This is a genomic window from Acinetobacter sp. ANC 3882 (assembly GCF_022549545.1).
In the GTDB taxonomy this organism is placed as follows: domain Bacteria; phylum Pseudomonadota; class Gammaproteobacteria; order Pseudomonadales; family Moraxellaceae; genus Acinetobacter.
In genome coordinates this window covers 287,003-310,438 of sequence record NZ_JAKZGB010000004.1, presented here as the reverse complement: position 1 = coordinate 310,438, position 23,436 = coordinate 287,003, and the positions used below count along the sequence as shown (strand labels likewise).

The following is a 23,436-nucleotide window of genomic DNA, read 5'->3' as shown; positions in this document are numbered from 1 at the left end:
TCAAAAGCGCCTGCACTGATGCAGGCGTTTCAAATTAAGAGGTTGCTCATGTTAGACCGCACTCCTTCTCGTGAATTGCAAGAACATCTTTGGGTTTTCCCGATGGACTATCCAATCAAATTGATTGGTAATGCAGGGGATGAACTTCGAGTGGCTGTTGTTGATATTTTGCAGAAGCACTTCCCTGAATTTGATGGCGAAACAGTGAAAGTTCAGCCGTCACGTACAGGCAAATACCACTCTTTAACTGCACAATTGCGCTTTGAAGAGTTAGAACAAGTTCATGCCTTATACGCCGACCTTGCCGCCTGTCCTTTAATCAAGACAGCGCTTTAATAAAGAAGTCCAAAATACGCAAGTGTTTTGGATTTTTTTTGCACTAAAAATAACATCCAACATTTTGATAAATGGCTATTTATCTTCTCAAAATCATTACATAATTAAGCCACTGATCCATTAAAAACTGTAAAGGAAGTTCTGCTGTAATGAGTGCTGCGAAACCCACCTTAATCATTCGCTGTTTCAATGATCTACAAGATTACACGGCTCGTTTTGAAGCAATGAAAGACTTCACAACACACCGTGATGAAACCACACCTGATGAAGTTTGGTTATTACAACACCAAGATGTTTTGACTCAAGGTCAAGCGGGTAAAGCTGAACATATCCTCCTGCACAGTAATCTTCCGATTGTTCATACAGATCGTGGCGGTCAAGTCACTTGGCATGGCAAAGGTCAGTTGGTGGCTTATTTCCTATTAGATCTCAATCGCTTGAAGTGGCATGTCCGTACTTTAGTCACTTTTGCTGAGCAAGCCATGATTGATCTGCTCAAACAATACGATATCGATGCTTATGCTAAGCCAGATGCACCTGGGGTTTATGTAGACGGAAGAAAGATTGGTTCACTCGGTTTTAAAATCCGTCGCGGCCGTAGTTATCATGGTCTTGCGCTCAATATCGACTGTGACCTAACAGGTTTCCAAACCATTAACCCATGCGGCTACGCAGGTTTAGAAATGGTGCGCTTACAAGATTTGCTACAAGATTACCCAAGCTTTGAACAACTGTGTCATGATTTCGTTGCTTATCTAAAAAATACCGACTTCTTTAATGACCTTGTAGTCAAATCTGAATAATTTACTTTTCAATTCTAATAAAATAAATTAGAGTAAATACTCTAAATTAGCTTTTGCATAATTTTAACAAGGGATACACAAGTGATTTCGACCAAAGCAGTGAAGCCCACTTTGCAATTTGCCTATGTCAAACTCATGATGGATGTCGTGGGTCGTGGCTTAGTCATGGCAAGCCAAGTAGACAGTGAAGTCCAACAGGAAGTCTCAAAGTTTCCTATTGGTTTTATCCTTTCAATGAATGTTTTTCCAAATGGGCCAGCATTTATTGCTCGAGTGACCGAAGAAAAACAATTAGAGCTTTTGCCAAATTATAAAGGTAAGCCTGATTTAACCATTACCTTCAAGCATCTGACTCATGCCTTCTTGGTTTTTTCATTCCAAGAAAGTACGGCACAAGCCTTCGCCAATGACCGTATGATCGCCGATGGTGATGTCTCTAGCGCCATCCGTCTTGTGCGCTGCCTGAATAAAATGGAAGCCTTGATCTTACCTAAATTGATCGCTTCACTAGCCGTAAAACGTTACCCAACCGAATTGACATTCAAAGAAAAATTCACGGGTGCAAAAAATATCTATCTTAAAGTCGCGAAATCATATTTCAAACGGAGCGCATAACATGGCTAAGCCTTATTACGAGTTTTTCTGTCCAGTAAAAGTCATTGCTGGTAACGCTGCGTTAGAGCACATCCCTTTTGAACTTGCGACACTTGGTGCAAAACGCCCGATGATCATTACTGATAAAGGTGTGCGTGCCAATGGTTTACTAGCCCCAATCGAAGCGGCATTCAGCACCACTGATGCTGTGATTGGCGCGATTTTTGATGACGTTCCACCAGATTCAAGCTTGGAAGTGGTTCGCTTAGCGGCAGAGCTTTACCGTAAACAGAAATGTGATGCGATCATTGCGATTGGTGGTGGTTCAGTCATCGACACCTCTAAAGCAACCAATATTTTGGTGTCTGAAGGTGGTGACGACCTCCTGCAATATTCAGGTGCGCATAACCTGCCAAAACCACTCAAACCATTCTTCGTAATTCCAACCACATCGGGTACAGGATCTGAAGCAACCATGGTTGCTGTGGTTTCTGATACACAAAAGAATGTGAAACTTGCATTTGCATCGTATTACCTGATGCCGCATGCTGCAATTCTTGATCCACGCATGACACAGACACTCCCACCGCATTTGACTGCAATGACGGGTATGGATGCGCTAACGCATTGTGTTGAAGCCTATACTTGCTTGGCAGCCAATCCTCTGAGCGATGCCTATGCCAGTGCAGGTATCAAAAAAATTAGCGAAAACTTATTTAAAGTTTTAGACAACCCAAGTGATGCACAAGGTCGCTTAGAACTTGCTCAAGCATCAACCATGGCTGGTATTGCCTTCTCGAACTCAATGGTCGGCTTAGTGCATTCACTTGGTCATGCGCTTGGTGCGGTTGCCCATCTTCCCCATGGTCTATGCATGAACTTATTCCTGCCATACGTGCTTGAATATAATAAAGAGATCAATGGCGATAAAATCGGTGAATTACTGCTTCCACTCGCTGGTGCAGATATTTATGCACAAACACCTGCAAACCTACGTGCCGATAAAGCCATTGCTACGATTCTTGCAATGCGTGATCGTTTGTTTAGTTTGACCAAACTACCACGAACTTTACGTGAAACAGCTAAAATCACTGAAGCTCAGTTGGATGAAGTTGCAGAAAAGGCTTTAAATGATGGTTCAATCATTTACAATCCGAAAGAAGCAAGTTTGCAAGATATTCGCGCTATTTTACAAAAAGCGTGGTAATTCATTCAGTAAACAAAAGTGATGCAAGAGTTTAATTAAACATATCTAAGGCGGTTGTTATTTTCATGGCAGAGAACAATACACAACGATCTGGCAAGTACATCGCCTTAGGTATAGCTTTTGGCGCTGCTCTAGGAGCGGCGTTCAATCAAGTCGCGATTGGCGTTGCTTTTGGTCTCATCTCTGCCACTCTATTTAGCATCTATCGGAGTCGCAAGAGCAATCAAGATATTGATTCTCATGATAATAAATAAGTCATTCGCAATTCAGCTCCTCCCCCATTCAAAAAATCACCATCACCAACCCCCTCACATAAGTAGGCTTATCAAGGTCTTTTTCTTTTAAATGAATCTTTATTCATCGATTTGTTTCGCTTTTTGGCAAAAAACTTGCTAAAAAAAGCATAAAAGTACTGACAATTTATAGCGTTTTAGGATAGATTGGCGCACTTATTTTGTTCTGTAGGGGGGATCGTTTTGTCTCAAACGATCCTTAACACTGTAGCTGATCCTTGATCAACGATAATGAGGATAACGCCGTTGACAAATATCTCTGGGACTCAATCGGCAGCTAAACTGCAAAAAACACTTGGTCTCTGGCACATTATTATTATTGGTTTGGCATACATCCAACCAATGACCTTATTTGACACTTTCGGTCTCGTATCAGAAGAAAGTCATCATCATGTTCCAACGTCTTACATTGTGGCACTTATTGCGATTTTGTTCACGTCGTTAAGCTATGGACACATGATCCGTCGTTACCCTTCTTCGGGTTCCGCATACACCTACGCTCAGAAATCCATCCACCCGAATGTTGGGTTTATGGTGGGCTGGTCATCTTGGCTCGATTATTTACTCTCTCCGATGGTAAATATCATATTAGCAGTCATCTATTTAGAAGCATTATTCCCAAATGTAAATCATTGGATTTGGGTGGTGGTACTGACGGCCTTTATGACGGGTGTTAATTTACGTGGGGCTCGCTTTGTCGCGAACTTCAATAGCTTGATTGTTCTAGTTCAACTTATTGTAATTGCTGTATTTACTTATCTTGTTTATAGCAAATTGCAAATGGGTTACAACGCTGAAGGTCCGATTACAGCTGAAACGCGTTATCAGCTTTGGAGCTTGCAACCGTTCTGGAATGAACTCACCTCTGTTGGTGCATTAATTACGGGTGCAACCTTACTGTGCTTCTCATTTACAGGTTTTGACTCACTGAGTTCACTTGCAGAAGAAACCAAAGACACAGAAAAAACCTTGCCAAAAGCGATTTTCCTGACTGCTTTATTTGCTGGTGTGATCTTTATTATTAGCACCTACTTTATGCAAATTTACTTTCCGAATGATCCGAAAAGCTACTTCCAAGATGTTGCAGCGACCCAACCCGATATTTTGTTATTAGTCGGTGGTTCATTATTCCAGTCTTATGTACTTGCATTTGCAATTGTGACTGTGATGGCATCTGGTATCTCAGCTCACGCTGGTGTATCTCGCTTGATGTATGTTATGGGACGTGATGGTGTCATTAACAAGAAAATTTTTGGTCATATTAGTCCTAAAAATTTCACGCCTTCCTACAATATTATCATTGTCGGTATCGTCGCTCTCGCTGCTGGAAAAATGAGTCTGGATATCGTGATCTCAATGATCAGCTTTGGTGCGTTAATTGCCTTTACCTTTGTAAATCTTTCGGTCATTTCACGTTACGCTTTACGTGACGGAAGGACGAAAAATTTCAAAGATATTCTTAACTTTGTCATCATCCCCTTACTCGGTTTCCTTAGTGTCTTTGCCATGTGGCTAGAAATTGAAGATACCGCCTTGAAATACGGTTTGTGGTGGGCAATGTTTGGTATTTTATACCTTGGGTATAAAACCAAAGGCTTCAAATACAATGCGCCACAGCATAATGAATTTGATGATCGTTAAACCGATTAAAAATAAAAAAGGCGCTGAATGCGCCTTTTTTATTTGCTAGAAATCTTAACCATGCAATTTTTCAACAACAGATTTTACCCGTTGTGCATAGAGTTTCGCTGTTTCTAAATCCCCTGTTGGAATTTCATCTGTACTTGCATCAGATGGCGATTGCACCAACAACCCTACTGAACCACCTAAGTTATTAATATCTTCGCGTTTCGCTGCTTTGGTATTGGCAGGTAATAAACCTAAACTCACCCAAATCCCACCGTGCTGAGACGCCAACGTTTGTAATTGAATCAAGGTAACTTGTTTATCACCATTCAAACTCGCACTGTTGGTAAAACCTGCAAAGACTTTATCCTGCCAGCCACGGGTAAACCAAACTTTTGAAGATGCATCAGCAAATTTCTTAAACTGCCAAGGTGTTGCCGCCATATAGGTAGGTGCACCAAAAACAATACCTTGTGCATCATTTAAAATTTGCCAATCTTGCGCTGTAATATCACCATTCTGATCAATTTCAATCAGATAGGCATCAATTGCACCCGCAAAAGTTTCAGCAACCACTTTGGTATGGCCGTAGCCAGAGAAATATACAACCGCAATTTTTGTCATGGGATGATCCAAAATTTTTAAAAAGTTCGATTTAATGATATATTTTAGAAACTAGGTGTCAATTAGTTACCAACTGGTAACTACTGACATCCCATTGAGAAAATAAGGGCTGTCGCTATGAATCAGGCATTAAAATACGATATTTATCAACAACATTGTCCCGCTCGTTTATTTTTTGAAAAAATTGCTGATAAATGGGTTTTGTTGATTATTAATGTCCTTGCCCGAGAGACCCAACACTTCAATTTACTCAAAAAAAGCATCCAAGGCATTTCCCCTAAAGTGCTTTCGCAAAAACTTAAAATGCTGGAACGTGATGGTTTTATTGAACGACAAGTACAAGATACTGCGCCGATTCGAGTTGATTATTCACTCACAACACTCGGCTTAGAAGTTGCGGAAATGGCGTATCAACTGAAAGATTGGGCTGAAAGTAATATCGAACAAGTGATCTATGCCCAACAACGGTTTGATTCAATTCAAGAAGAATAAACTAGACAATATGGTGAGGTTCGTATGTATCCACAACCTTTAATTGCAGTTGCAGATGTTGAGAAAACCAGTCAGTGGTACCAGACAATACTTGGTCTAGACAGTGGTCATGGCGGCAAAGAATATGAACAGTTGCAGTTTGAACAGCGCATGGTGTTGCAGTTGCATCAATGGCAAGCACATGAACATCCACATATTGGCGACCCCAAACGGCTGATTGGGAATGGGGTTTTATTGTGGTTTGAAAGCAATCGATTTGATGAGATTGTACAGAATTTACAAACCCATCAAGTCGAAATTTTAGAAGGCCCCAAATACAATCCCAATGCACTTCATCGAGAGATCTGGTTTAGAGATCTAAATGGCTATACGTTGGTGGTTGCAAGCCCGTATGGTGATCTCTAGGTGGTGAAACTAGAGTTGTTTAAAACCTTGTTGTCGCCATGCTTCATAGACAATCACGGCGGTTGCATTAGAAAGATTCAAACTTCTTGAATTTTCAGCCATCGGCAAACGGATCCACTGTTCTTGCGGGAACATCAGGCGTACTTGCTCAGGCAAACCACGCGTTTCAGGCCCCATTAACAAGGCCACAGGACGATTCAGATCAACGGTATGCGGTGTTGCTGTACCTTTAGTGGTCAGTGGAAAAACATGCTCCACACCCTTCGCTTTTAAATCAGCAAGGCAAAGTTCGATCGTGTCCCAAATTTGCATTCTTGCCCACTCGTGATAATCCAATCCTGCACGTTTCAACTTTTTGTCATCCAGCTCAAAACCCAAAGGTTTGACCAAATGTAGTTGTGCACCTGTATTGGCACATAGACGAATGATATTACCTGTATTCGCTGGAATCTCAGGCTCGTATAGGACGACATGAATCACAAATTTTCTCTACTTTAAAATCTCCCCTAGCCCCTCTTTCCAAAAGAGGGGGACTCCTCCCTTTTTAAAGGGAGGTTGGGAGGGATTGCCATTTTAACTGTTCACGTAGACTGACCACTTCACCAATAATGGTTAAAGTCGGTGCTACGATCTGATGTTCAGATACTTTAGTTGCGATATCCGCCAATGTACCCACCACCACTTTTTGATCAGGGGTGGTACCTTTAGAAATTAAAGCCACAGGCATGCTTGCACGTTGACCATGCGCAATCAATTGCTCACAAATACGCTCCAAACCGACCAAGCCCATGTACAACACCAAGGTCTGGTTTTCATAAACCAGTTCATTCCAAGGCAGCTCAGGTGAGCCTTCTTTTAAATGTCCCGTCAAGAATCGCACGCTTTGTGCATAATCACGATGGGTTAGTGGAATACCTGCATACGCTGAACAGCCTGAAGCTGCGGTAATTCCCGGTACAACCTGAAAAGTCACATTGGCTTCAACCAATTCCTGAATTTCTTCCCCACCACGCCCAAAGATAAAAGGATCACCACCTTTTAAGCGACATACGCGTTTACCTTGTTGCGCATATTCCACCAATAAGGCATTGATGCCATCTTGTGGAACCGAATGATTGGAACGTGCTTTACCGACGTAGATCTTTTCAGCATCACGACGGCACAAATCCAAAATTGGCGCAGACACCAAGCGATCATAAATCACCACATCTGCTTGTTGCATCAAACGCAATGCTTTCAAAGTCAAAAGCTCAGGATCACCTGGCCCTGCACCGACCAAATACACCTCACCTTTTGGCGCAGTCCATTCAGTTAAAGCTTGCTGAATTAGCTCGTTAGCCACATCAAGATTGTCATTAAAGACCTGCTCTTTCAGTGGGCTAGCATACAGATTTTCCCAAAAGATACGGCGTTCATCAGGATTGGCAATTTTAACTTTGACTTGCTTGCGCCATTGACCTGAAAACTCAGCCAGTTTACCCATACCATGCGGCACAATGGTTTCGATTTGAGTACGCAATTGTCTGGATAAAACAGGTGATGCGCCATTGGAAGCCACTGAAATCACCAATGGTGAACGATCAATAATCGCTGGCACCATGAATCGACAATGTGGAATATCATCCACACTGTTCACCAACAGATTACGCTGTTCACACTGTTCAAATACCGTTTTATTGACGGCAGGCTGATCTGTTGCAGCAATCACTAAGCGATAAGCTGTTGCCAGAACGGTTTCAGAGAAAGGCGATTGAATATATTGCCCTGTCGATTGCTCAACAAGCTGGCGTAATTCAGGAATGATATCAGGCGCAATGACATCAACAATTGCACCTGCTTTGACCAACAAGTTTGCTTTGCGGTAGGCAATATGCCCACCACCCACAATCAGACAACGTTGCTGTTGCAACTTTAAAGAGATTGGGAAAATTTCCACGTGACGCCTCTATATTTTCAATCTGATTGAGCTAAAGCAAAAACTATGCACAAAATCGATGCAAAGTTTAATCGATGTAGCTAACACCGCCCATATATGGACGTAAAACTTCAGGAATCTCGATTGAACCATCAGCGCGTTGATAGTTTTCCATCACGGCAAGCAAGGTACGACCAACAGCCAAGCCTGAACCATTCAAGGTATGCACCAATTCGATCTTCTTCTGATCAACACGGTAGCGTGCTTTCATACGACGTGCTTGGAAATCACCCACATTTGAGCAACTTGAGATTTCACGATAAGTATCTTGGCTTGGCACCCAGACTTCTAGATCATAGGTTTTGACAGCGCCAAAGCCCATGTCCCCACCACAGAGCAAAATTTTACGGTATGGTAAGCCCAATGCCTGCAAAATGCCCTCTGCATGTGCAGTCAATTCTTCAAGTGCCTGCATAGAGTGCTCTGGCTTCACGATTTGCACCATTTCGACCTTGTCGAATTGATGTTGTCGAATCAAACCACGGGTATCACGACCATAAGAACCTGCTTCACTACGGAAACATGGCGTATGTGCAGAATATTTCAACGGTAAACGATCAGCGTCAATAATTTCGTCACGTACGAAGTTGGTCACTGGCACTTCAGCGGTTGGAATCAGGTAATATTCTTTTTCACCTTGTAGCTTAAAAAGATCTTCCTCAAACTTAGGCAATTGACCTGTGCCACGTAAACTGTCGGCATTGACTAAGTACGGCACGTAGGCTTCGGTATAACCATTTTTAAGCGTGTGTGTATCCAACATGAACTGAGCCAAAGCACGCTGTAAACGCGCCAAAGGCCCTTTCAATACGCTGAAACGTGAACCTGTTAATTTGGTTGCTGTTTCAAACTCCAGACCACCCATCATTTCACCAAGATCGGTATGATCTTTGATCTCGAAATCAAATTGGCGTGGTGTACCCCATTTTAAGATTTCAAGGTTATCGCTTTCATCTTTGCCAAATGGAACAGACTCATCAGGCAAGTTTGGAATAGCCAGAGACTTTTGTTCAAGCTCAGCTTGTAATTCCGCCAAAGCCACTTCAGCCGCTTTGATCTCATCACCAATGGCAGCCATACGCGCCATGATCTCAGAAGCATCTCCACCCGACTTTTTGATTTGACCGACTTGTTTAGCACCAGCATTACGCTCTGCTTGTAAGTTTTCAGCTTTGGATTGCAAATCTTTACGGCGAGCTTCTAAATCAGCCCACTCTTGTACATTTAACTGAATACCACGTTTTGCCAAAGCAGCATTGACTGCTTCAATATTATTTCTGAGTAATTTTGGGTCGATCATAATCAATCATGAATAGAGAAAAAACTGGCTATAGTGTAAGGCTTTAACCCAAAAAAATACAGCGCTTGCGCAGCATCTACAGACGATATATAGATGCTGCCCTCAAACTAGATCGGATCTTTAGGTAAGCTTGGTAAATATTCTGCTTTTACAAACTGCTTAGCTGCATAATATGGCAGGGTCAATTCACTCATACCTTCTGCATAAGAAGCTAACTCATACAATGGATAGACAAATACGATGCCATTTACACCATAATAATAGTTATCGCTGACCTGTAATTGCTCCTTTTTAATACTATGATCTTCTAACCAGTTTTGATTAGATGCGTAAAGCTCATCACGCAGTTTGGTATTCATATCAGGTTTAAGCAATTCACTGACCGTGATGTGTTTTTTATTGGTTAAGTCAAAATTCACAAATTCTTGATGTGACATACCATGTGCCGCACCAGCAGAATAAGAATAGGTCTGGATCGCAAACGTGGCTAGATTATAGTTTTGCCCAATAAAGCGTACATAAGTACTGCTTTCACTCTGTGATGGTTCATCCGCAGGAACTTTTACTTTTTGATCTGCAACATTCGAAAACGCATTCGGTTCTGCTTTCTTCATCCGATTTACAAAATACTCATCAATCCACTTCTGATTGGTTTCAACCGTTTGTAAATCATAATTGGTACAGCCATCCTCCAAACAGACTTTTTGTTTTGGAATTTTGACGGCTACGACTTTGGCTTGAATCAGAGGAATATCCACTTTTTCAGTTGTCGCAGCGGTATCTTTTTTCGGCTGGCAGCCTACGAGCGCAACGGCGGTTAGGATAGGAACAAATGGAATAATTTTTGATAATTGTGAAGTCTTCATCGTCATGCAAGTCTCTGATGTTTTTCTTCACTATACAAAGCCTTGCCTTGAGATGAAATTAAAAAATGTATCCAAGCTTCACATAAAAAAGCCGCAACAGGTGCGGCTTTTTTAAAGTTCAACCAAGAATTACTGATCAATAATATCCGTACCCTTAGGCGGCGTGAAATTAAACACCGATGCTGGAATCGCTGGATTCACTTTAATATTACTGAAACGGACATAAGTGGTTTGACCCAAAGAGTCTTGTAACACCATCAAGTTTGGTGCTTTATTGCCACCAAAACTAATGGTTAAGCTTTGGAATGCACCATCTTCCTGTTTTGGATATAAAGTGTAATACAGTTTGCTACGGTCAGGCTGAGTCACACGATAGGACTGCATGATCTGATTGGTATTGCCTGATAACAATAATGCAGGCGTGTTAGCAATTTGATCATCTAAACTTTGACGAACAGCTTGCTGTAAGTCTGGATCATAAATCCACACTACTTTACCTGTGGTCACAATGGTTTGTTTAGCAGGACTGGTAGTTTCCCAATAGAATTTCCCAGGACGTTCAACTTTCATAGTCCCTTTGAACGTCTGATTCATATGTTGAGCAGTTAAGCCCTTTTTCTGTGCGACTTTATTACTATTACTAGGTGCAACTTTTGTCGTTTGTTCAAAATCTGCGGTGAATCGTTGCAAGCCAGATAACTGTTGAACCAAACTTGTGGTCGCCTGCTGAGCCGATGCAGCTACAGGTGCAGCGAATACCTGACTACTCACAACTGGAGCAAGTGTCATTGCACTTAACGTTGCAGCATAAGCCATTTTTTTTACGAAATTCATAAAAACAACCTTCTATCAGATTTCTACTGGTATGACGACATCTTACTGTTTTTGATCATTAAAAAAATGAAGAAAAGCAACGGTTTTGTGTAATTCGTGTCGCAAAGTTCTGCATTATGTATGAAGTTGCAGCCTTTATGTAGAGATTGTAAGAATGAAAATCAATTTTTCGACCATTCACCTCCTGCGGATTTCAATGTCTGATCAGAGAAATTATTCATCAACAATGATCTAGACGAAAAATGAGAGTTTGATAACCTAAAACCAATAATTTTAAAAAGCATCCGCCATGAAAAGCCTTGCCTTTATCCACCGCAATGACACTCGATTTGCGATTGGTGATTTTTATCCTGCCCTTTCAGTCTTTTCTTATCAGGAACTTGGCAATACCACCTCCCCATTTTTACTTTTAGACCATATTGGACCTGGACGTTTGCCCCCCAAAAGCACGAAAAAAGGTGTAAATGAACACCCACATCGCGGCTTTGAAACCGTGACCTTTGTCTTTGCAGGTGAACTAATGCATCAAGACTCTACTGGAAGCGGAGGCGTCATTCAGCAAGGTGATGTACAGTGGATGACAGCAGCATCGGGTATACAACATATTGAACATTTTAGTCCTGCATTTCGCGAGCAAGGTGGATTCTTTGAAATGGTGCAATTGTGGGTCAACCTGCCAGCAAAAGATAAAATGTCCGCTCCACATTATCAAAGCTTACTGAATCATAAGATCCCAAAAGTCTTACTAGAAAATAATGCAGGTTATGTTCGTATCGTGGCAGGTCAGTTCCAAAATATACAGGGCGTTGCCCACACCTATAGCCCAATGAATGTATTTGATGTTCACCTCAATCAAGGACAGCATCTTACCCTGCCAGCCAATCACGGGGACAGCACCCTCATTTATTTACGTAAAGGCAAGCTTCAATTCACAGCGCATGAAGATGTTTTGGAAGAACAAGCCTTGGCTGTCATGTCTAGTTTCGACAATGATGTTGCAATTACCGCTTTAGAGAATTGTGATTTGTTATTTTTATCCGCCCCACCCTTACAAGAACCGATCAACGGGCATGGCTTTTTTGTCATGAACAGTTATGAAGAAATTTTACAAGCCTATGAAGATTTAAAAACAGGACAATTTGGAAAACCTTAGTACTCGCCCACCATAAAATTCTCTAGGCATAAAAAAACCCGCTCAAAGCGGGTTTTTCGAACAATTAAAGCTTAAGCTTCAACAGTTACATAGCGACGGCCAAATTGACCCTTCACTTCAAATTTTACTACGCCGTCAGCAGTAGCAAATAAAGTATGGTCACGGCCCATACCAACATTTGCACCAGCGTGGAACTCAGTACCACGTTGACGAACGATGATGTTACCAGCAGTCACAGTTTGACCACCGTAAATTTTAACACCTAACATCTTAGGATTCGAATCACGACCGTTCTTCGTCGATCCACCGGCTTTTTTAGTTGCCATGTCTATTTACTCCTCGTGTTAGCCTGCGATACCAGTAATTTTCAACTCGGTAAACCATTGACGGTGACCTTGTTGCTTACGGTAATGTTTACGACGACGCATTTTGATGATGCGGATTTTGTCGTGACGACCATGGCCAACTACTTCTGCAGTTACTTTTGCGCCAGCTACAACTGGAGCACCGATTTGAATGCTGTCACCGTTAACAACCATTAATACGTCATCAAACGTAATAGTCGCGCCAGTTTCAGCTTTCAATAATTCTACTTTAAGGGTTTCACCCTCAACAACACGGTGCTGTTTACCACCGCTTTGGATTACTGCGTACATAATGTACTCCAACTTGCCCGTGTCGTCGTGCCGATAAAGGGACATATCGATCTTAAGACGAACGCCACTGGGGTTATTCAAGGGGACAAATTTTAAGTGAAAATTGATCAAACGACAAGTTATTTTGCACAAATGCACACATAATGATAACTTGCTTGGATTTTCAAGTAAAATCAATTAGATTGATGGCGAACTGTTTTGATAGATTTGCATCAAAATTTGAAATAGTTTTTTGAAAACAAATTGTGACAATAACAAACTATGATTTTACAGCACCATACGTAAAGTAATGGCGCTTGATGAGGGCTTTCCTTTCTTCCGTCTAATTTAAGACCAAAGAACTCATCAAAATGTTTTAAATGGCAGATTACATTGGCTGTATAACTGTTTAGTCACAGATTAATTGATACACTTGGCAACATTACTCACCTGTACGAGGTTTTCCTTCATATGGTTATCGATTTTAAGCAAGACATTCTTTCTCCTGTTGCGACAGATTTTGCTGCGATGGATCACCTGATCAATGAAGGAATTAGCTCTAAAGTTGGTTTAGTTATGTCGGTGAGTAAACATGTTGTTGAAGCAGGCGGCAAACGCATGCGCCCAATTATGTGCTTACTTGCAGCTCGTGCCTGTGGTTTGACCAATATGCAACAAGCACAGCATTTAGCCGCGGTCATTGAAATGTTGCATACCGCAACACTGGTTCATGATGATGTGGTGGATGAGTCAAGCCTGCGCCGTGGGCGCCCAACCGCAAATGCAACATGGAACAATCAAACTGCGGTTTTGGTTGGCGATTTTCTGATTTCAAGAGCTTTTGATTTATTGGTCGATTTAAATAATATGACCTTGTTGAAGGACTTCTCAACAGGAACCTGTGAAATTGCTGAAGGTGAAGTATTACAGCTTCAATCGCAGCATCAGCCAGACACCACTGAAGAAACTTATCTTCGAATTATTCACGGGAAAACCTCGCGTTTATTTGAACTTGCCACTGAAGGCGCTGCAATTTTAGCGGGAACGGAAGAGTATCGTGAACCGTTACGTCGTTTTGCAGGTCATTTTGGCAACGCCTTTCAAATTATCGATGATATTTTAGATTACACCTCTGATGCAGAAACATTAGGTAAAAATATCGGTGATGACTTAATGGAAGGTAAACCAACTTTACCGTTAATTTCAGCATTGGCACATTCAACAGGTGAAGATCACGCGACCATTCGTCACAGTATTGCAACAGGCGGTGTTGAACATTTAGATAAAGTGATCGAAATTGTTCATCACTCTGGTGGCTTAGATTATTGTCAAAAACGTGCCCAACAAGAAACGGATGCTGCTTTAGAGGCGTTAAAAGCGCTACCAGATAATGAATATCGCCAAGCACTTGTTAATTTGACTTTAATGGCCTTACATCGACTACAATAATTTTCTGACTGCTTATGCATTTAACATTATCTGATCTTTTTTTAAATATGCAGGAACAGCTGGATCAACCCCAAGCTGTTCTTGATGAAAATCTCCTGATCGAGCTGATCAATCGCATCCGACCAAAAAACCCAAATGATGCAGATGAAGTCAAACAGCGCATCCACGCGCTGATCAAAATATTATTGCTCACACCGACTTCAGCAATATTGCTTCAAAATTTCTTGCTCAAGCTGATCAGCCAATATAAGCAGATTAGTTTATATGCGGATAGCGGAATTCTTTCGCTTGACGGTTTTTGGAACCAATTGGGGCAACGTCTTGGTGCGCATTTTTTACCCTTGGTCGAAGATGGACAACAGCTCAAAACATTGGTAGGCAAAGTCTTTCATCAAGAAAATGATAGTGAATGGCTCGACCTAATTGAGAATTCAGATTGGATTACGTTATTTAATCTACTCGGTGAAAGCCAAAGTAATACCATCGAAAAACAAATTTCCAAGAACGAGCTGATTAAAGCCATTACCGTTCTCTCTTATCGGATTAGTGGTATTGGCCTATATCCTGAATTTATTAATGCTCAACCCGACATTACTGAATATGAATCCCCTTTTCTGGTGCAAAACCGAGAAATTGTAGAGTTCATTGAAAAATATAAAAAACAAATTGATGATCAGGATGCTGTAGCTGTCTTGCCTCCTCCCGATGCCTCACAAGCATTTGTGATGTTGGATCAGTGTCGTGAAGTAGTTTTGAAAATTCGTCGCGCCACCAAACGGATTGGTGTCAGTATTAGTTTGACCTATTTACTCTCGTTACTTGAGCAAGCAATTGACCGCATTGAATTATTACTCACTATTTTGGCCAGTAAAAGTGATGCCCGTTATACCGCATTGGGTGAACTGATTACAGATCTGACCAAAGCGCACTACAATGAAAAAAGTGTCCGCCATTTGTTGACCTCGACCAGTGAGTTGATTGCCTTACAGGTGACTGAAAATGCCAGTAAAACAGGCGAACACTATGTAAGTACCGACAAATCTGGCTTCTTTGGTATGTACAAAGCTGCTGCGGGTGCAGGTGCGATCATTGCCACCATGGCAACGCTGAAAATCTTAACGGCACGTTTAGTGTTGGCCCCATTTGGACATGCCTTTTTATATAGCATGAACTATGCGTTGGGTTTCATGTTGATTCATGTTCTACATTTTACTGTTGCAACCAAACAGCCTGCGATGACCGCAGCAGCACTTGCCTCAACTGTACAACAGCAAAAAGGCAGCAAGACTGCGCAAATTGCAGAACTCGCCGCACTGATTATTAATATTATCCGCACCCAATTTATTGCGATCTTGGGAAACATCTCGATTGCGATTCCTACAGCTGCCCTAATTACCTTTCTGTGGCAATACAACCTAGGTGAGCCCCTACTTAATCACACCAAATCAGCAGCACTGTTACATAGTCTCAATCCGTTTACCTCTTTGGCTATTCCGCATGCAGCAATTGCAGGTGTCTGTTTATTCTTTTCTGGATTGATTGCAGGTTATTTCGATAACTTGGCGGTTTACCGTAAAGTCGGACCGCGTCTCAAGCAACATCGACGTTTAAAACGTTGGATGGGACAGCAACGCCTAGATAAATTTGCAGCTTATATCGAGACCAATCTTGGTGCCTTGGCGGGTAACTTCTTATTCGGAATCATGCTCGGCAGTATGGGTACGATTGGATTTATTTTAGGCTTGCCTTTAGATATCCGTCATATCGCCTTTGCTTCAGCCAACTTTATCCAAGGTTTAATGACGATTGGTGGTCCTGACATTGGTTTAATTTTAGTGTCATTCTTAGGCGTTATGCTGATCGGCTTAACCAACTTATTTGTGAGCTTTACCTTGACGATTATTGTTGCACTACGCGCACGCCGTGTTCGTTTTGCACAATGGAAGCCTTTAGCAAAATTAGTCACCACACACTTCTTAACTCGACCAAGTGATTTTTTCTGGCCACCCAAGCAACCGGTGGAGCTGGACGAACAAACACAGCCGAGTAAAAAGTGAGACACGAATCAAATTTTGTTATGTTTTTTTACTAAAGCTTAAAAAAACATAAAAATGAAATTATCATAAAATTTCAAGACTTGACCTAAAGTGTACTCGCGAGTACACTTTCAAACACTCGACAACCCTGAACAATGGTTAAGCACATAATGAGTTCCGCATGCCATACCTACTACTTTGTATTGGTTGCTTTTTTTTAGGATCCGGTGTGATTGGGTTAATGAATTCCAACGCATCAACTTTAGACCTTTTTAGTGTTCAAGCTTTATTTGAGCACCGTTCATTTACGCTTAACCATGTGACAATTTTGCTCTCTCGCTTAGGTGGGATGCCATTTTTATTATTTTTGACTACATTTTTGTGTATTTACCAAATATGGATGAAGAACTATAAGAATGTGACTTTTATCTTAATTAGTGTGGGTGGAAGTATTGTGATTGGTTGGCTTCTGAAATGGAGCATTGATCGGCCAAGACCTTTAGAGTTTTATCACTTGGTTCAAAGTTATGGCGCATCCTTCCCAAGTGCTCATAGCCTTTATGCTGCAATCCTTGCAAGTTTAGCGATGTTATTATGTCGACAACATAAGCATCGCAATAGTGTCATTTTAGTGTCTACTTTATGGTTTATTACCATGGGGATATCTAGAGTTTATGCAGGGGTTCACTACCCAACTGACGTTCTTGCCGGTTGGGGAATTGGGTTGATTTGGACTTCGTTGCTTTGGTTTTGGCTGTTTCAAAGCAATTTCAGCAACAATTTGTTTTTAGATAAGAAATCTAAATTGAGGTGGAATAATGATGTCGGCTAAGCTTTGGGCTCCTGCCCTAACTGCTTGCGCATTAGCAACAAGCATTGCGCTTGTTGGTTGTAGCAAAGAACCTAAAGATGCACAGCAAGCTGCTGCTGCTCAAAAAATGCCACCTCCAGAAGTTGGTGTCATTGTTGCTCAACCACAAAGCGTTGAACAAAACGTCGAACTGTCAGGACGAACCTCTGCCTATCAAATTTCGGAAGTACGCCCACAAACAGGTGGCGTCATCTTAAAACGATTATTTGCTGAAGGAAGCTACGTTCAGGCGGGTCAAGCCCTTTACCAGATTGATGCCAATACCAACCGAGCAACGGCAGACAGTGCACGTGCAGCGTTATTGCGTCAACAAGCGAACTTAAATTCATTACGTGTGAAAGAAGGTCGTTATCGTCAACTTGTTGGAACAAATGCTGTTTCAAAACAAGAATATGATGATATCAATGCGCAAGTAAAATTGGCTGAAGCTGATGTTGCTGCATCTGAAGCTGCACTGAAAAATGCTGAGATTACTTTGGGTTACTCAACTGTACGCGCGCCAATTTCAGGTCAGTCTAGCCGTTCTTCGGTAACACCTGGTGCATTGGTAACTGCAAACCAAGCTGATCCATTGGTGACGATTCAACAACTCGATCCAATCTATGTTGATATCAATCAATCAAGTGCTGAATTATTGCGTCTGCGCCAACAATTGAGCAAAGGCAGTTTAAATAACAGTAACAATACCCATGTCAAAATCACACTTGAAGATGGTTCAGAATATCCAGTTGAAGGACAGCTTGCTTTCTCTGATGCAAGTGTAAATCCTGAAACAGGTACAGTTACTTTACGTGCAGTCTTCTCAAATCCAAATCACTTGTTATTACCAGGTATGTATGCAACTGCTAAAATTTCTCAAGGAATTTTGCCAAATGCTTATCTGATTCCACAAGCTGCGGTGTCGCGTTTACCGACTGGACAAGCAATTGCTTTAGTTGTGAATGCTAAAGGTGCGATTGAAACACGCCCAATTAAAACAGTGGGTGTTAAAGGTCAGGACTGGATTGTAACTGAAGGCTTACAGACTGGTGATAAGGTTGTTGTTGATGGTGTTGCCAAGGTAAAAGAAGGACAAGAAGTGTCTGCTAAACCTTATCAACCAAAAGCAGCTGAAGGTCAAAATGCAGCTCCAAAAGCCGCTGAACAACAAAAGCAAGCCAATTCGCCAAAAGCTGAACAAAAAGCAACTTCAGAAGCTTAAGGGGTAGATTGCATGGCTCAATTCTTTATCCATCGCCCAATCTTTGCTTGGGTGATTGCACTGGTCATTATGTTGGCGGGTATCATCACGCTGACAAAAATGCCAGTTGCACAATATCCGACAATTGCTCCCCCCACGGTAACCATTTCTGCAACTTACCCTGGGGCATCTGCTCAAACTGTTGAAAATACTGTCACCCAAATCATTGAACAACAAATGAATGGTTTGGATGGTCTACGTTACATTTCATCGAACAGTGCGGGTAATGGTCAAGCATCCATTAACTTGAATTTCGCACAAGGTATTGATCCAGATATCGCACAAGTTCAGGTTCAAAACAAACTGCAATCTGCAACAGCGCTTTTACCTGCTGACGTACAACGTCAAGGTGTAAAGGTCACCAAATCTGGTGCAAGCTTCCTGCAAGTTATTGCATTTTATTCGCCAGATAACAGCCTTTCTGCCTCTGACATTAAAGACTATGTGAACTCAAATATTTCTGAGCCACTCAGTCGTGTTGCGGGTGTAGGTGAGCTTCAAGTGTTTGGTGGTTCATATGCAATGCGTATCTGGTTAGATCCTGCAAAGCTTACTAGTTTTAATCTAACGCCAAATGATGTAGCGACTGCGATTCGTGCGCAAAACTCTCAAGTTGCAGTCGGTCAGCTCGGTGGTGCGCCATCTACTGCGGGTCAAGTACTCAACGCGACAGTAAATGCACAAACCATGTTGCAAACACCTGAACAATTTAAAAACATCTTCCTGAAAAATACTTCAGGTGGTGCTCAAGTTCGTTTAGGTGATGTGGCTCGTGTGGAACTGGGTTCAGATAACTACCAATTCGACTCGAAATTTAATGGTAAACCTGCAGGTGGTGTTGCAATCAAACTTGCAACAGGTGCCAATGCACTCGATACCGCTGCTGCGGTTGAAAAGCGTTTATCTGAGTTACGTCATAACTATCCAAGCGGTCTAAAAGACAAGCTAGCATATGACACTACACCATTTATTCGTCTTTCGATTGAAAGTGTTGTACATACCCTGATTGAAGCAGTTGTACTGGTATTTATCGTGATGTTCTTGTTCTTACAGAACTGGCGCGCAACGATTATTCCAACATTGGCTGTACCTGTGGTGGTACTGGGTACATTTGCCGTGATTAATATCTTCGGCTTCTCGATCAACACCCTCACCATGTTCGCAATGGTACTTGCCATTGGTCTGTTGGTGGATGATGCCATCGTTGTGGTCGAGAACGTTGAACGGGTGATGCAAGAAGAGCATCTCGAACCTGTTCCTGCGACTGAAAAGTCGATGCGTCAGATTTCGGGTGCCTTAGTCGGTATTACCAGTGTGTTAACAGCGGTATTCGTACCAATGGCGTTCTTTAGTGGAACCACTGGTGTTATTTACCGTCAGTTCTCAATCACGTTGGTTACAGCGATGATCTTGTCTTTGATCGTGGCGTTAACCTTTACCCCTGCCCTGTGTGCGACCTTGTTAAAACAACACGATCCAAACAAGCAAGAAAGCAACAATATTTTTGCGCGTTTCTTCCGTTGGTTTAACCGCAGCTTCGAAAAGCTTTCAGAGAAATACCAAGGCGGTGTCAATCGTATGACCCACCACAAGTTTTTCTCTCTCGCTCTTTATGTGATTGTGATTGCGGGCTTGGTTGGTATCTATAAGATGTTGCCATCTTCATTCTTACCAGAAGAAGACCAAGGTGTGGTCATGACCTTAGTTCAGTTACCACCGAGCGCAAGTTTGGAACGAACTGATAAAGTCATTGACACCATGACAGGCTATTTCTTGAATAAGGAAAAAGAAAACGTAGATTCAATCTTTACGGTTGCTGGTTTCTCATTCACAGGGGTTGGTCAAAACGCAGGTCTTGCCTTTATTAAGTTAAAAGACTGGAGCGAACGTACTTCACCTGAATCACAGATTGGTGCCATCATTCAACGTGGTATGGCATTGAACATGATCGTGAAAGATGCATCTTACATCATGCCATTACAGTTACCAGCAATGCCTGAACTGGGTGTCGCTTCTGGTTTTGATATTCAGTTGAAAGATGCAAGCGGTCAAGGTCATGAAAAACTGATTGCTGCCCGTAATGCGATTTTAGGTATGGCATCACAAGACAAACGTCTTGCAGGTGTGCGTCCAAATGGTCAAGAAGATACACCTCAGTACCAGATCACTATTGATCAAGCGCAAGCAGGTGCAATGGGTGTCAGTATTGCCGATATTAATAGCACCATGAGCATGGCTTGGGGTGGTTCTTATATCAATGACTTCGTTGACCGTGGTCGTGTGAAGAAAGTTTATGTCCAAGGTGAAGCAGATACACGCATGATGCCTGAAGACTTGAACAAGTGGTATGTTCGTAACAGCAAAGGCGAAATGGTTCCTTTCTCTGGCTTTGCCAAAGGTGAATGGACCTATGGTTCACCTCGTCTAGAGCGTTATAACGGCGTATCATCTGTCAACATTCAAGGTACACCTGCACCTGGCGTGAGCTCTGGTGATGCAATGTTGGCTATGGAAGAAATCATTGGTAAGTTACCATCTATGGGCTTAACAGGTTTCGACTATGAATGGACAGGTCTATCTTTAGAAGAACGTGATTCTGGTAGCCAGACTGCCCCTCTCTTGGTTCTTTCTTTATTGATCGTCTTCCTATGTCTTGCTGCTTTATATGAAAGCTGGTCAGTGCCGGTTTCGGTATTACTGGTTGTACCTTTAGGTATCGTTGGTGCATTTGCATTGACATGGTTAGGTATGCTGATTAAAGGTGATCCAAACTTATCCTTTAACATTTACTTCCAGGTTGCGATTGTTGCCGTGATTGGTCTTTCAGCGAAGAATGCGATTTTGATTGTTGAATTTGCGAAAGAATTGCAAGAACAAGGTGAAGAGTTATTCGAAGCAACCTTACATGCTGCGAAAATGCGTTTACGTCCAATTATCATGACCACACTTGCATTTGGTTTTGGTGTATTACCATTAGCCTTGGCAAGCGGTGCGGGTGCTGGTAGCCAACACTCGGTCGGTTATGGTGTACTGGGTGGTGTAATTTCTTCAACTCTTTTAGGTATCTTCTTTATCCCTGTATTCTTCGTGTGGATTCGTAGTATCTTTAAGTACAAACCTAAAACTTTAAATACTCAGGAGCATTGATCGTGATGCAAACTGTATGGTCTATTTCCAGTCGTGGCATTGCAATCTCTGCACTCGCGCTGTCTTTGGCTGCCTGCCAAAGCATGCGCGGGCCAGAGCCTGTTGTAAGCTCAGATGTTCCTGAAAGCTTCGCGTCTTATGGCAATGCTTCTGGAAAATCAATCGCGGAACAAGGTTACAAAGACTTCTTTGCTGACCAACGTTTATTGCAAGTGCTTGATTTAGCACTTGCCAATAACCGTGATTTGCGTACTGCTACGCTGAACATTCAAAAAGCGCAACAGCAATACCAAATTTCTGAAAACAACCAATTGCCAACCATTGGGGCAAGTGGTAGTGCAGTTCGTCAAGTGACGCCGTCACGTGATCCAAATAATCCATATTCAACTTATCAGGTTGGCTTAGGTCTCACTGCCTATGAGCTGGATTTTTGGGGTCGTGTCCGTAGTTTGAAAGATGCAGCTTTAGACAGCTATCTCGCAACCCAAAGTTCACGTGATGCAACGCAGATCAGTTTAATCAGCCAAGTGACTCAAGCATGGTTGAATTATTCTTATGCAAATGCACAGTTGAAACTTGCGGATCAAACGCTGAAAGCCCAACAAGACTCGTTTAACTTGAACAAGAAACGTTTCGATGTGGGTATTGATAGCGAAATCCCTGTCCGTCAGGCTCAGATTTCAGTTGAAACTGCACGTAATGATGTTGCGAACTACAAGACTCAAGTAGCACAAGCACAAAACTTGTTGAACTTGCTTGTTGGTCAGCCCGTTCCTCAGAACTTGCTGCCTCAACAACAAGTGGCGCGTATCACGCAGCAAAGTGTGTTTAGTGCTGGTTTACCTAGTGACTTGTTAAATAACCGCCCAGATGTGAAAGCATCTGAATACCAGTTAAGTGCTGCGGGCGCGAATATTGGTGCTGCTAAAGCCCAACTGTTCCCGACCATTAGCCTGACAGGTTCTGCGGGTTACGCATCGACAGATTTGAGTGATCTATTTAAATCAGCCAATGGTTTATGGTCAATTGGTCCAAGCCTAAATATCCCAATCTTTGACTGGGGTACACGTAAGGCCAATGTCAAAATCTCTGAAACTGATCAGAAAATTGCACTTGCTAACTATGAAAAGTCAGTACAGTCAGCTTTCCGTGAAGTGAATGATGCCTTGGCAACACGTGCCAACATTGGTGATCGCTTGACTGCTCAGCGCCGTTTAGTTGATGCAACAAATACTACTTATAAGCTTTCTAATGCCCGCTTCCGTGCTGGTATTGACAGCTATTTGACTGTATTGGATGCACAACGTTCTGCTTATTCAGCTGAACAAGGTTTATTGCTGCTACAACAAGCCAACCTGAATAACCAAGTTGAGCTGTACAAAACACTGGGTGGTGGTCTCAAAGCCTCAAGCAGTGAAACTGTAGCTCATCAGCCTTCGAGTTCAGAACAACACTACGCAAAATAATTTTTATGATTTGCGAACAAAAAGCTCACTTCGGTGAGCTTTTTTATTGCAACAATTGCGAATATTTCTTATCTTCAAAGCTAA

The 23,436-nt window shown here is 42.1% G+C and carries 23 protein-coding genes; 15 read left to right on the top strand and 8 right to left on the bottom strand.

What is annotated here, in order from left to right; translation table 11 throughout:
- Nucleotides 1-48: 48 nt before the first annotated feature.
- From MMO42_RS10735 to MMO42_RS10710, 6 genes are all read left to right on the top strand, one after another.
- The gene (locus MMO42_RS10735) at nucleotides 49-336 is read left to right on the top strand and encodes a DUF493 domain-containing protein (RefSeq protein WP_004669225.1); all 288 of its coding nucleotides are present in this window, start codon (nucleotides 49-51) and stop codon (nucleotides 334-336) included.
- A gap of 149 nt (nucleotides 337-485) precedes the next feature.
- Nucleotides 486-1,139: a lipoyl(octanoyl) transferase LipB gene (gene lipB, locus MMO42_RS10730; protein ID WP_241320520.1), complete on the top strand. Its 654-nt coding sequence runs from the start codon at nucleotides 486-488 to the stop codon at nucleotides 1,137-1,139.
- A gap of 81 nt (nucleotides 1,140-1,220) precedes the next feature.
- The gene (locus MMO42_RS10725) at nucleotides 1,221-1,754 is read left to right on the top strand and encodes a hypothetical protein (protein WP_241320519.1); all 534 of its coding nucleotides are present in this window, start codon (nucleotides 1,221-1,223) and stop codon (nucleotides 1,752-1,754) included.
- Between the two features lies 1 nt (nucleotide 1,755).
- A complete protein-coding gene (locus MMO42_RS10720) occupies nucleotides 1,756-2,940 on the top strand; it encodes an iron-containing alcohol dehydrogenase (protein WP_005296306.1) in 1,185 nt (394 codons plus the stop codon).
- A gap of 65 nt (nucleotides 2,941-3,005) precedes the next feature.
- Nucleotides 3,006-3,194, top strand: coding sequence for a hypothetical protein (locus MMO42_RS10715; RefSeq protein WP_241320518.1), 189 nt, complete (start codon nucleotides 3,006-3,008; stop codon nucleotides 3,192-3,194).
- Nucleotides 3,195-3,464: 270 nt separating this feature from the next.
- Nucleotides 3,465-4,874, top strand: coding sequence for an APC family permease (locus MMO42_RS10710; RefSeq protein WP_171069638.1), 1,410 nt, complete (start codon nucleotides 3,465-3,467; stop codon nucleotides 4,872-4,874).
- Between the two features lie 54 nt (nucleotides 4,875-4,928).
- Here the strand turns inward: MMO42_RS10710 and MMO42_RS10705 are convergent, their stop codons facing one another.
- On the bottom strand, nucleotides 4,929-5,483 hold the full coding sequence (locus tag MMO42_RS10705) for a flavodoxin family protein (protein ID WP_241320517.1): 555 nt from the start codon (nucleotides 5,481-5,483) through the stop codon (nucleotides 4,929-4,931).
- 117 nt (nucleotides 5,484-5,600) lie between these two features.
- Between MMO42_RS10705 and MMO42_RS10700 the strand changes: the two genes are divergently transcribed.
- Both MMO42_RS10700 and MMO42_RS10695 read left to right on the top strand, forming a co-directional pair.
- Nucleotides 5,601-5,975 carry a helix-turn-helix domain-containing protein gene (locus MMO42_RS10700; protein ID WP_241320516.1) on the top strand — a complete coding sequence of 125 codons (375 nt, stop codon included), beginning with the start codon at nucleotides 5,601-5,603 and terminating at the stop codon, nucleotides 5,973-5,975.
- A 24-nt stretch (nucleotides 5,976-5,999) separates the two neighbouring features.
- The gene (locus MMO42_RS10695) at nucleotides 6,000-6,380 is read left to right on the top strand and encodes a VOC family protein (RefSeq protein WP_241320515.1); all 381 of its coding nucleotides are present in this window, start codon (nucleotides 6,000-6,002) and stop codon (nucleotides 6,378-6,380) included.
- Between the two features lie 9 nt (nucleotides 6,381-6,389).
- Here MMO42_RS10695 and MMO42_RS10690 read toward each other — a convergent pair whose 3' ends face one another.
- From MMO42_RS10690 to lolA, 5 genes are all read right to left on the bottom strand, one after another.
- The gene (locus MMO42_RS10690) at nucleotides 6,390-6,860 is read right to left on the bottom strand and encodes a tRNA (cytidine(34)-2'-O)-methyltransferase (RefSeq protein WP_004652223.1); all 471 of its coding nucleotides are present in this window, start codon (nucleotides 6,858-6,860) and stop codon (nucleotides 6,390-6,392) included.
- Nucleotides 6,861-6,924: 64 nt separating this feature from the next.
- Nucleotides 6,925-8,316, bottom strand: a complete 1,392-nt coding sequence (gene cysG, locus MMO42_RS10685) for a siroheme synthase CysG (RefSeq protein ID WP_241320514.1) — start codon at nucleotides 8,314-8,316, stop codon at nucleotides 6,925-6,927.
- Between the two features lie 67 nt (nucleotides 8,317-8,383).
- A complete protein-coding gene (gene serS / locus MMO42_RS10680) occupies nucleotides 8,384-9,655 on the bottom strand; it encodes a serine--tRNA ligase (protein WP_005205904.1) in 1,272 nt (423 codons plus the stop codon).
- 107 nt (nucleotides 9,656-9,762) lie between these two features.
- On the bottom strand, nucleotides 9,763-10,527 hold the full coding sequence (locus tag MMO42_RS10675; RefSeq protein ID WP_241320513.1) for an RsiV family protein: 765 nt from the start codon (nucleotides 10,525-10,527) through the stop codon (nucleotides 9,763-9,765).
- Between the two features lie 123 nt (nucleotides 10,528-10,650).
- Nucleotides 10,651-11,355, bottom strand: a complete 705-nt coding sequence (gene lolA, locus MMO42_RS10670; protein ID WP_241320512.1) for an outer membrane lipoprotein chaperone LolA — start codon at nucleotides 11,353-11,355, stop codon at nucleotides 10,651-10,653.
- 289 nt (nucleotides 11,356-11,644) lie between these two features.
- On the opposite strand from lolA, the gene MMO42_RS10665 reads away from it, so the two are divergent.
- Nucleotides 11,645-12,508: a pirin family protein gene (locus tag MMO42_RS10665; protein WP_241320511.1), complete on the top strand. Its 864-nt coding sequence runs from the start codon at nucleotides 11,645-11,647 to the stop codon at nucleotides 12,506-12,508.
- Nucleotides 12,509-12,579: 71 nt separating this feature from the next.
- Here MMO42_RS10665 and rpmA read toward each other — a convergent pair whose 3' ends face one another.
- The gene (gene rpmA, locus MMO42_RS10660; protein ID WP_005296333.1) at nucleotides 12,580-12,834 is read right to left on the bottom strand and encodes a 50S ribosomal protein L27; all 255 of its coding nucleotides are present in this window, start codon (nucleotides 12,832-12,834) and stop codon (nucleotides 12,580-12,582) included.
- An 18-nt stretch (nucleotides 12,835-12,852) separates the two neighbouring features.
- On the bottom strand, nucleotides 12,853-13,164 hold the full coding sequence (gene rplU / locus MMO42_RS10655) for a 50S ribosomal protein L21 (protein WP_004674966.1): 312 nt from the start codon (nucleotides 13,162-13,164) through the stop codon (nucleotides 12,853-12,855).
- A 450-nt stretch (nucleotides 13,165-13,614) separates the two neighbouring features.
- Between rplU and sdsA the strand changes: the two genes are divergently transcribed.
- From sdsA to adeK, 6 genes are all read left to right on the top strand, one after another.
- Nucleotides 13,615-14,592, top strand: a complete 978-nt coding sequence (sdsA, locus tag MMO42_RS10650; RefSeq protein ID WP_241320510.1) for an All-trans-nonaprenyl-diphosphate synthase — start codon at nucleotides 13,615-13,617, stop codon at nucleotides 14,590-14,592.
- Nucleotides 14,593-14,606: 14 nt separating this feature from the next.
- Nucleotides 14,607-16,649: a site-specific recombinase gene (locus MMO42_RS10645; RefSeq protein ID WP_241320509.1), complete on the top strand. Its 2,043-nt coding sequence runs from the start codon at nucleotides 14,607-14,609 to the stop codon at nucleotides 16,647-16,649.
- 160 nt (nucleotides 16,650-16,809) lie between these two features.
- A complete protein-coding gene (locus MMO42_RS10640; RefSeq protein WP_241320508.1) occupies nucleotides 16,810-17,460 on the top strand; it encodes a phosphatase PAP2 family protein in 651 nt (216 codons plus the stop codon).
- Nucleotides 17,447-18,700: an efflux RND transporter periplasmic adaptor subunit gene (locus tag MMO42_RS10635; protein WP_241320507.1), complete on the top strand. Its 1,254-nt coding sequence runs from the start codon at nucleotides 17,447-17,449 to the stop codon at nucleotides 18,698-18,700. The genes MMO42_RS10640 and MMO42_RS10635 overlap by 14 nt, the downstream gene beginning before the upstream one ends.
- Nucleotides 18,701-18,712: 12 nt before the next feature.
- Nucleotides 18,713-21,886, top strand: coding sequence for an efflux RND transporter permease subunit (locus MMO42_RS10630; protein ID WP_241320506.1), 3,174 nt, complete (start codon nucleotides 18,713-18,715; stop codon nucleotides 21,884-21,886).
- A 5-nt stretch (nucleotides 21,887-21,891) separates the two neighbouring features.
- A complete protein-coding gene (gene adeK, locus MMO42_RS10625; protein WP_241320543.1) occupies nucleotides 21,892-23,352 on the top strand; it encodes a multidrug efflux RND transporter AdeIJK outer membrane channel subunit AdeK in 1,461 nt (486 codons plus the stop codon).
- The last annotated feature ends 84 nt before the right edge of the window (nucleotides 23,353-23,436 follow it).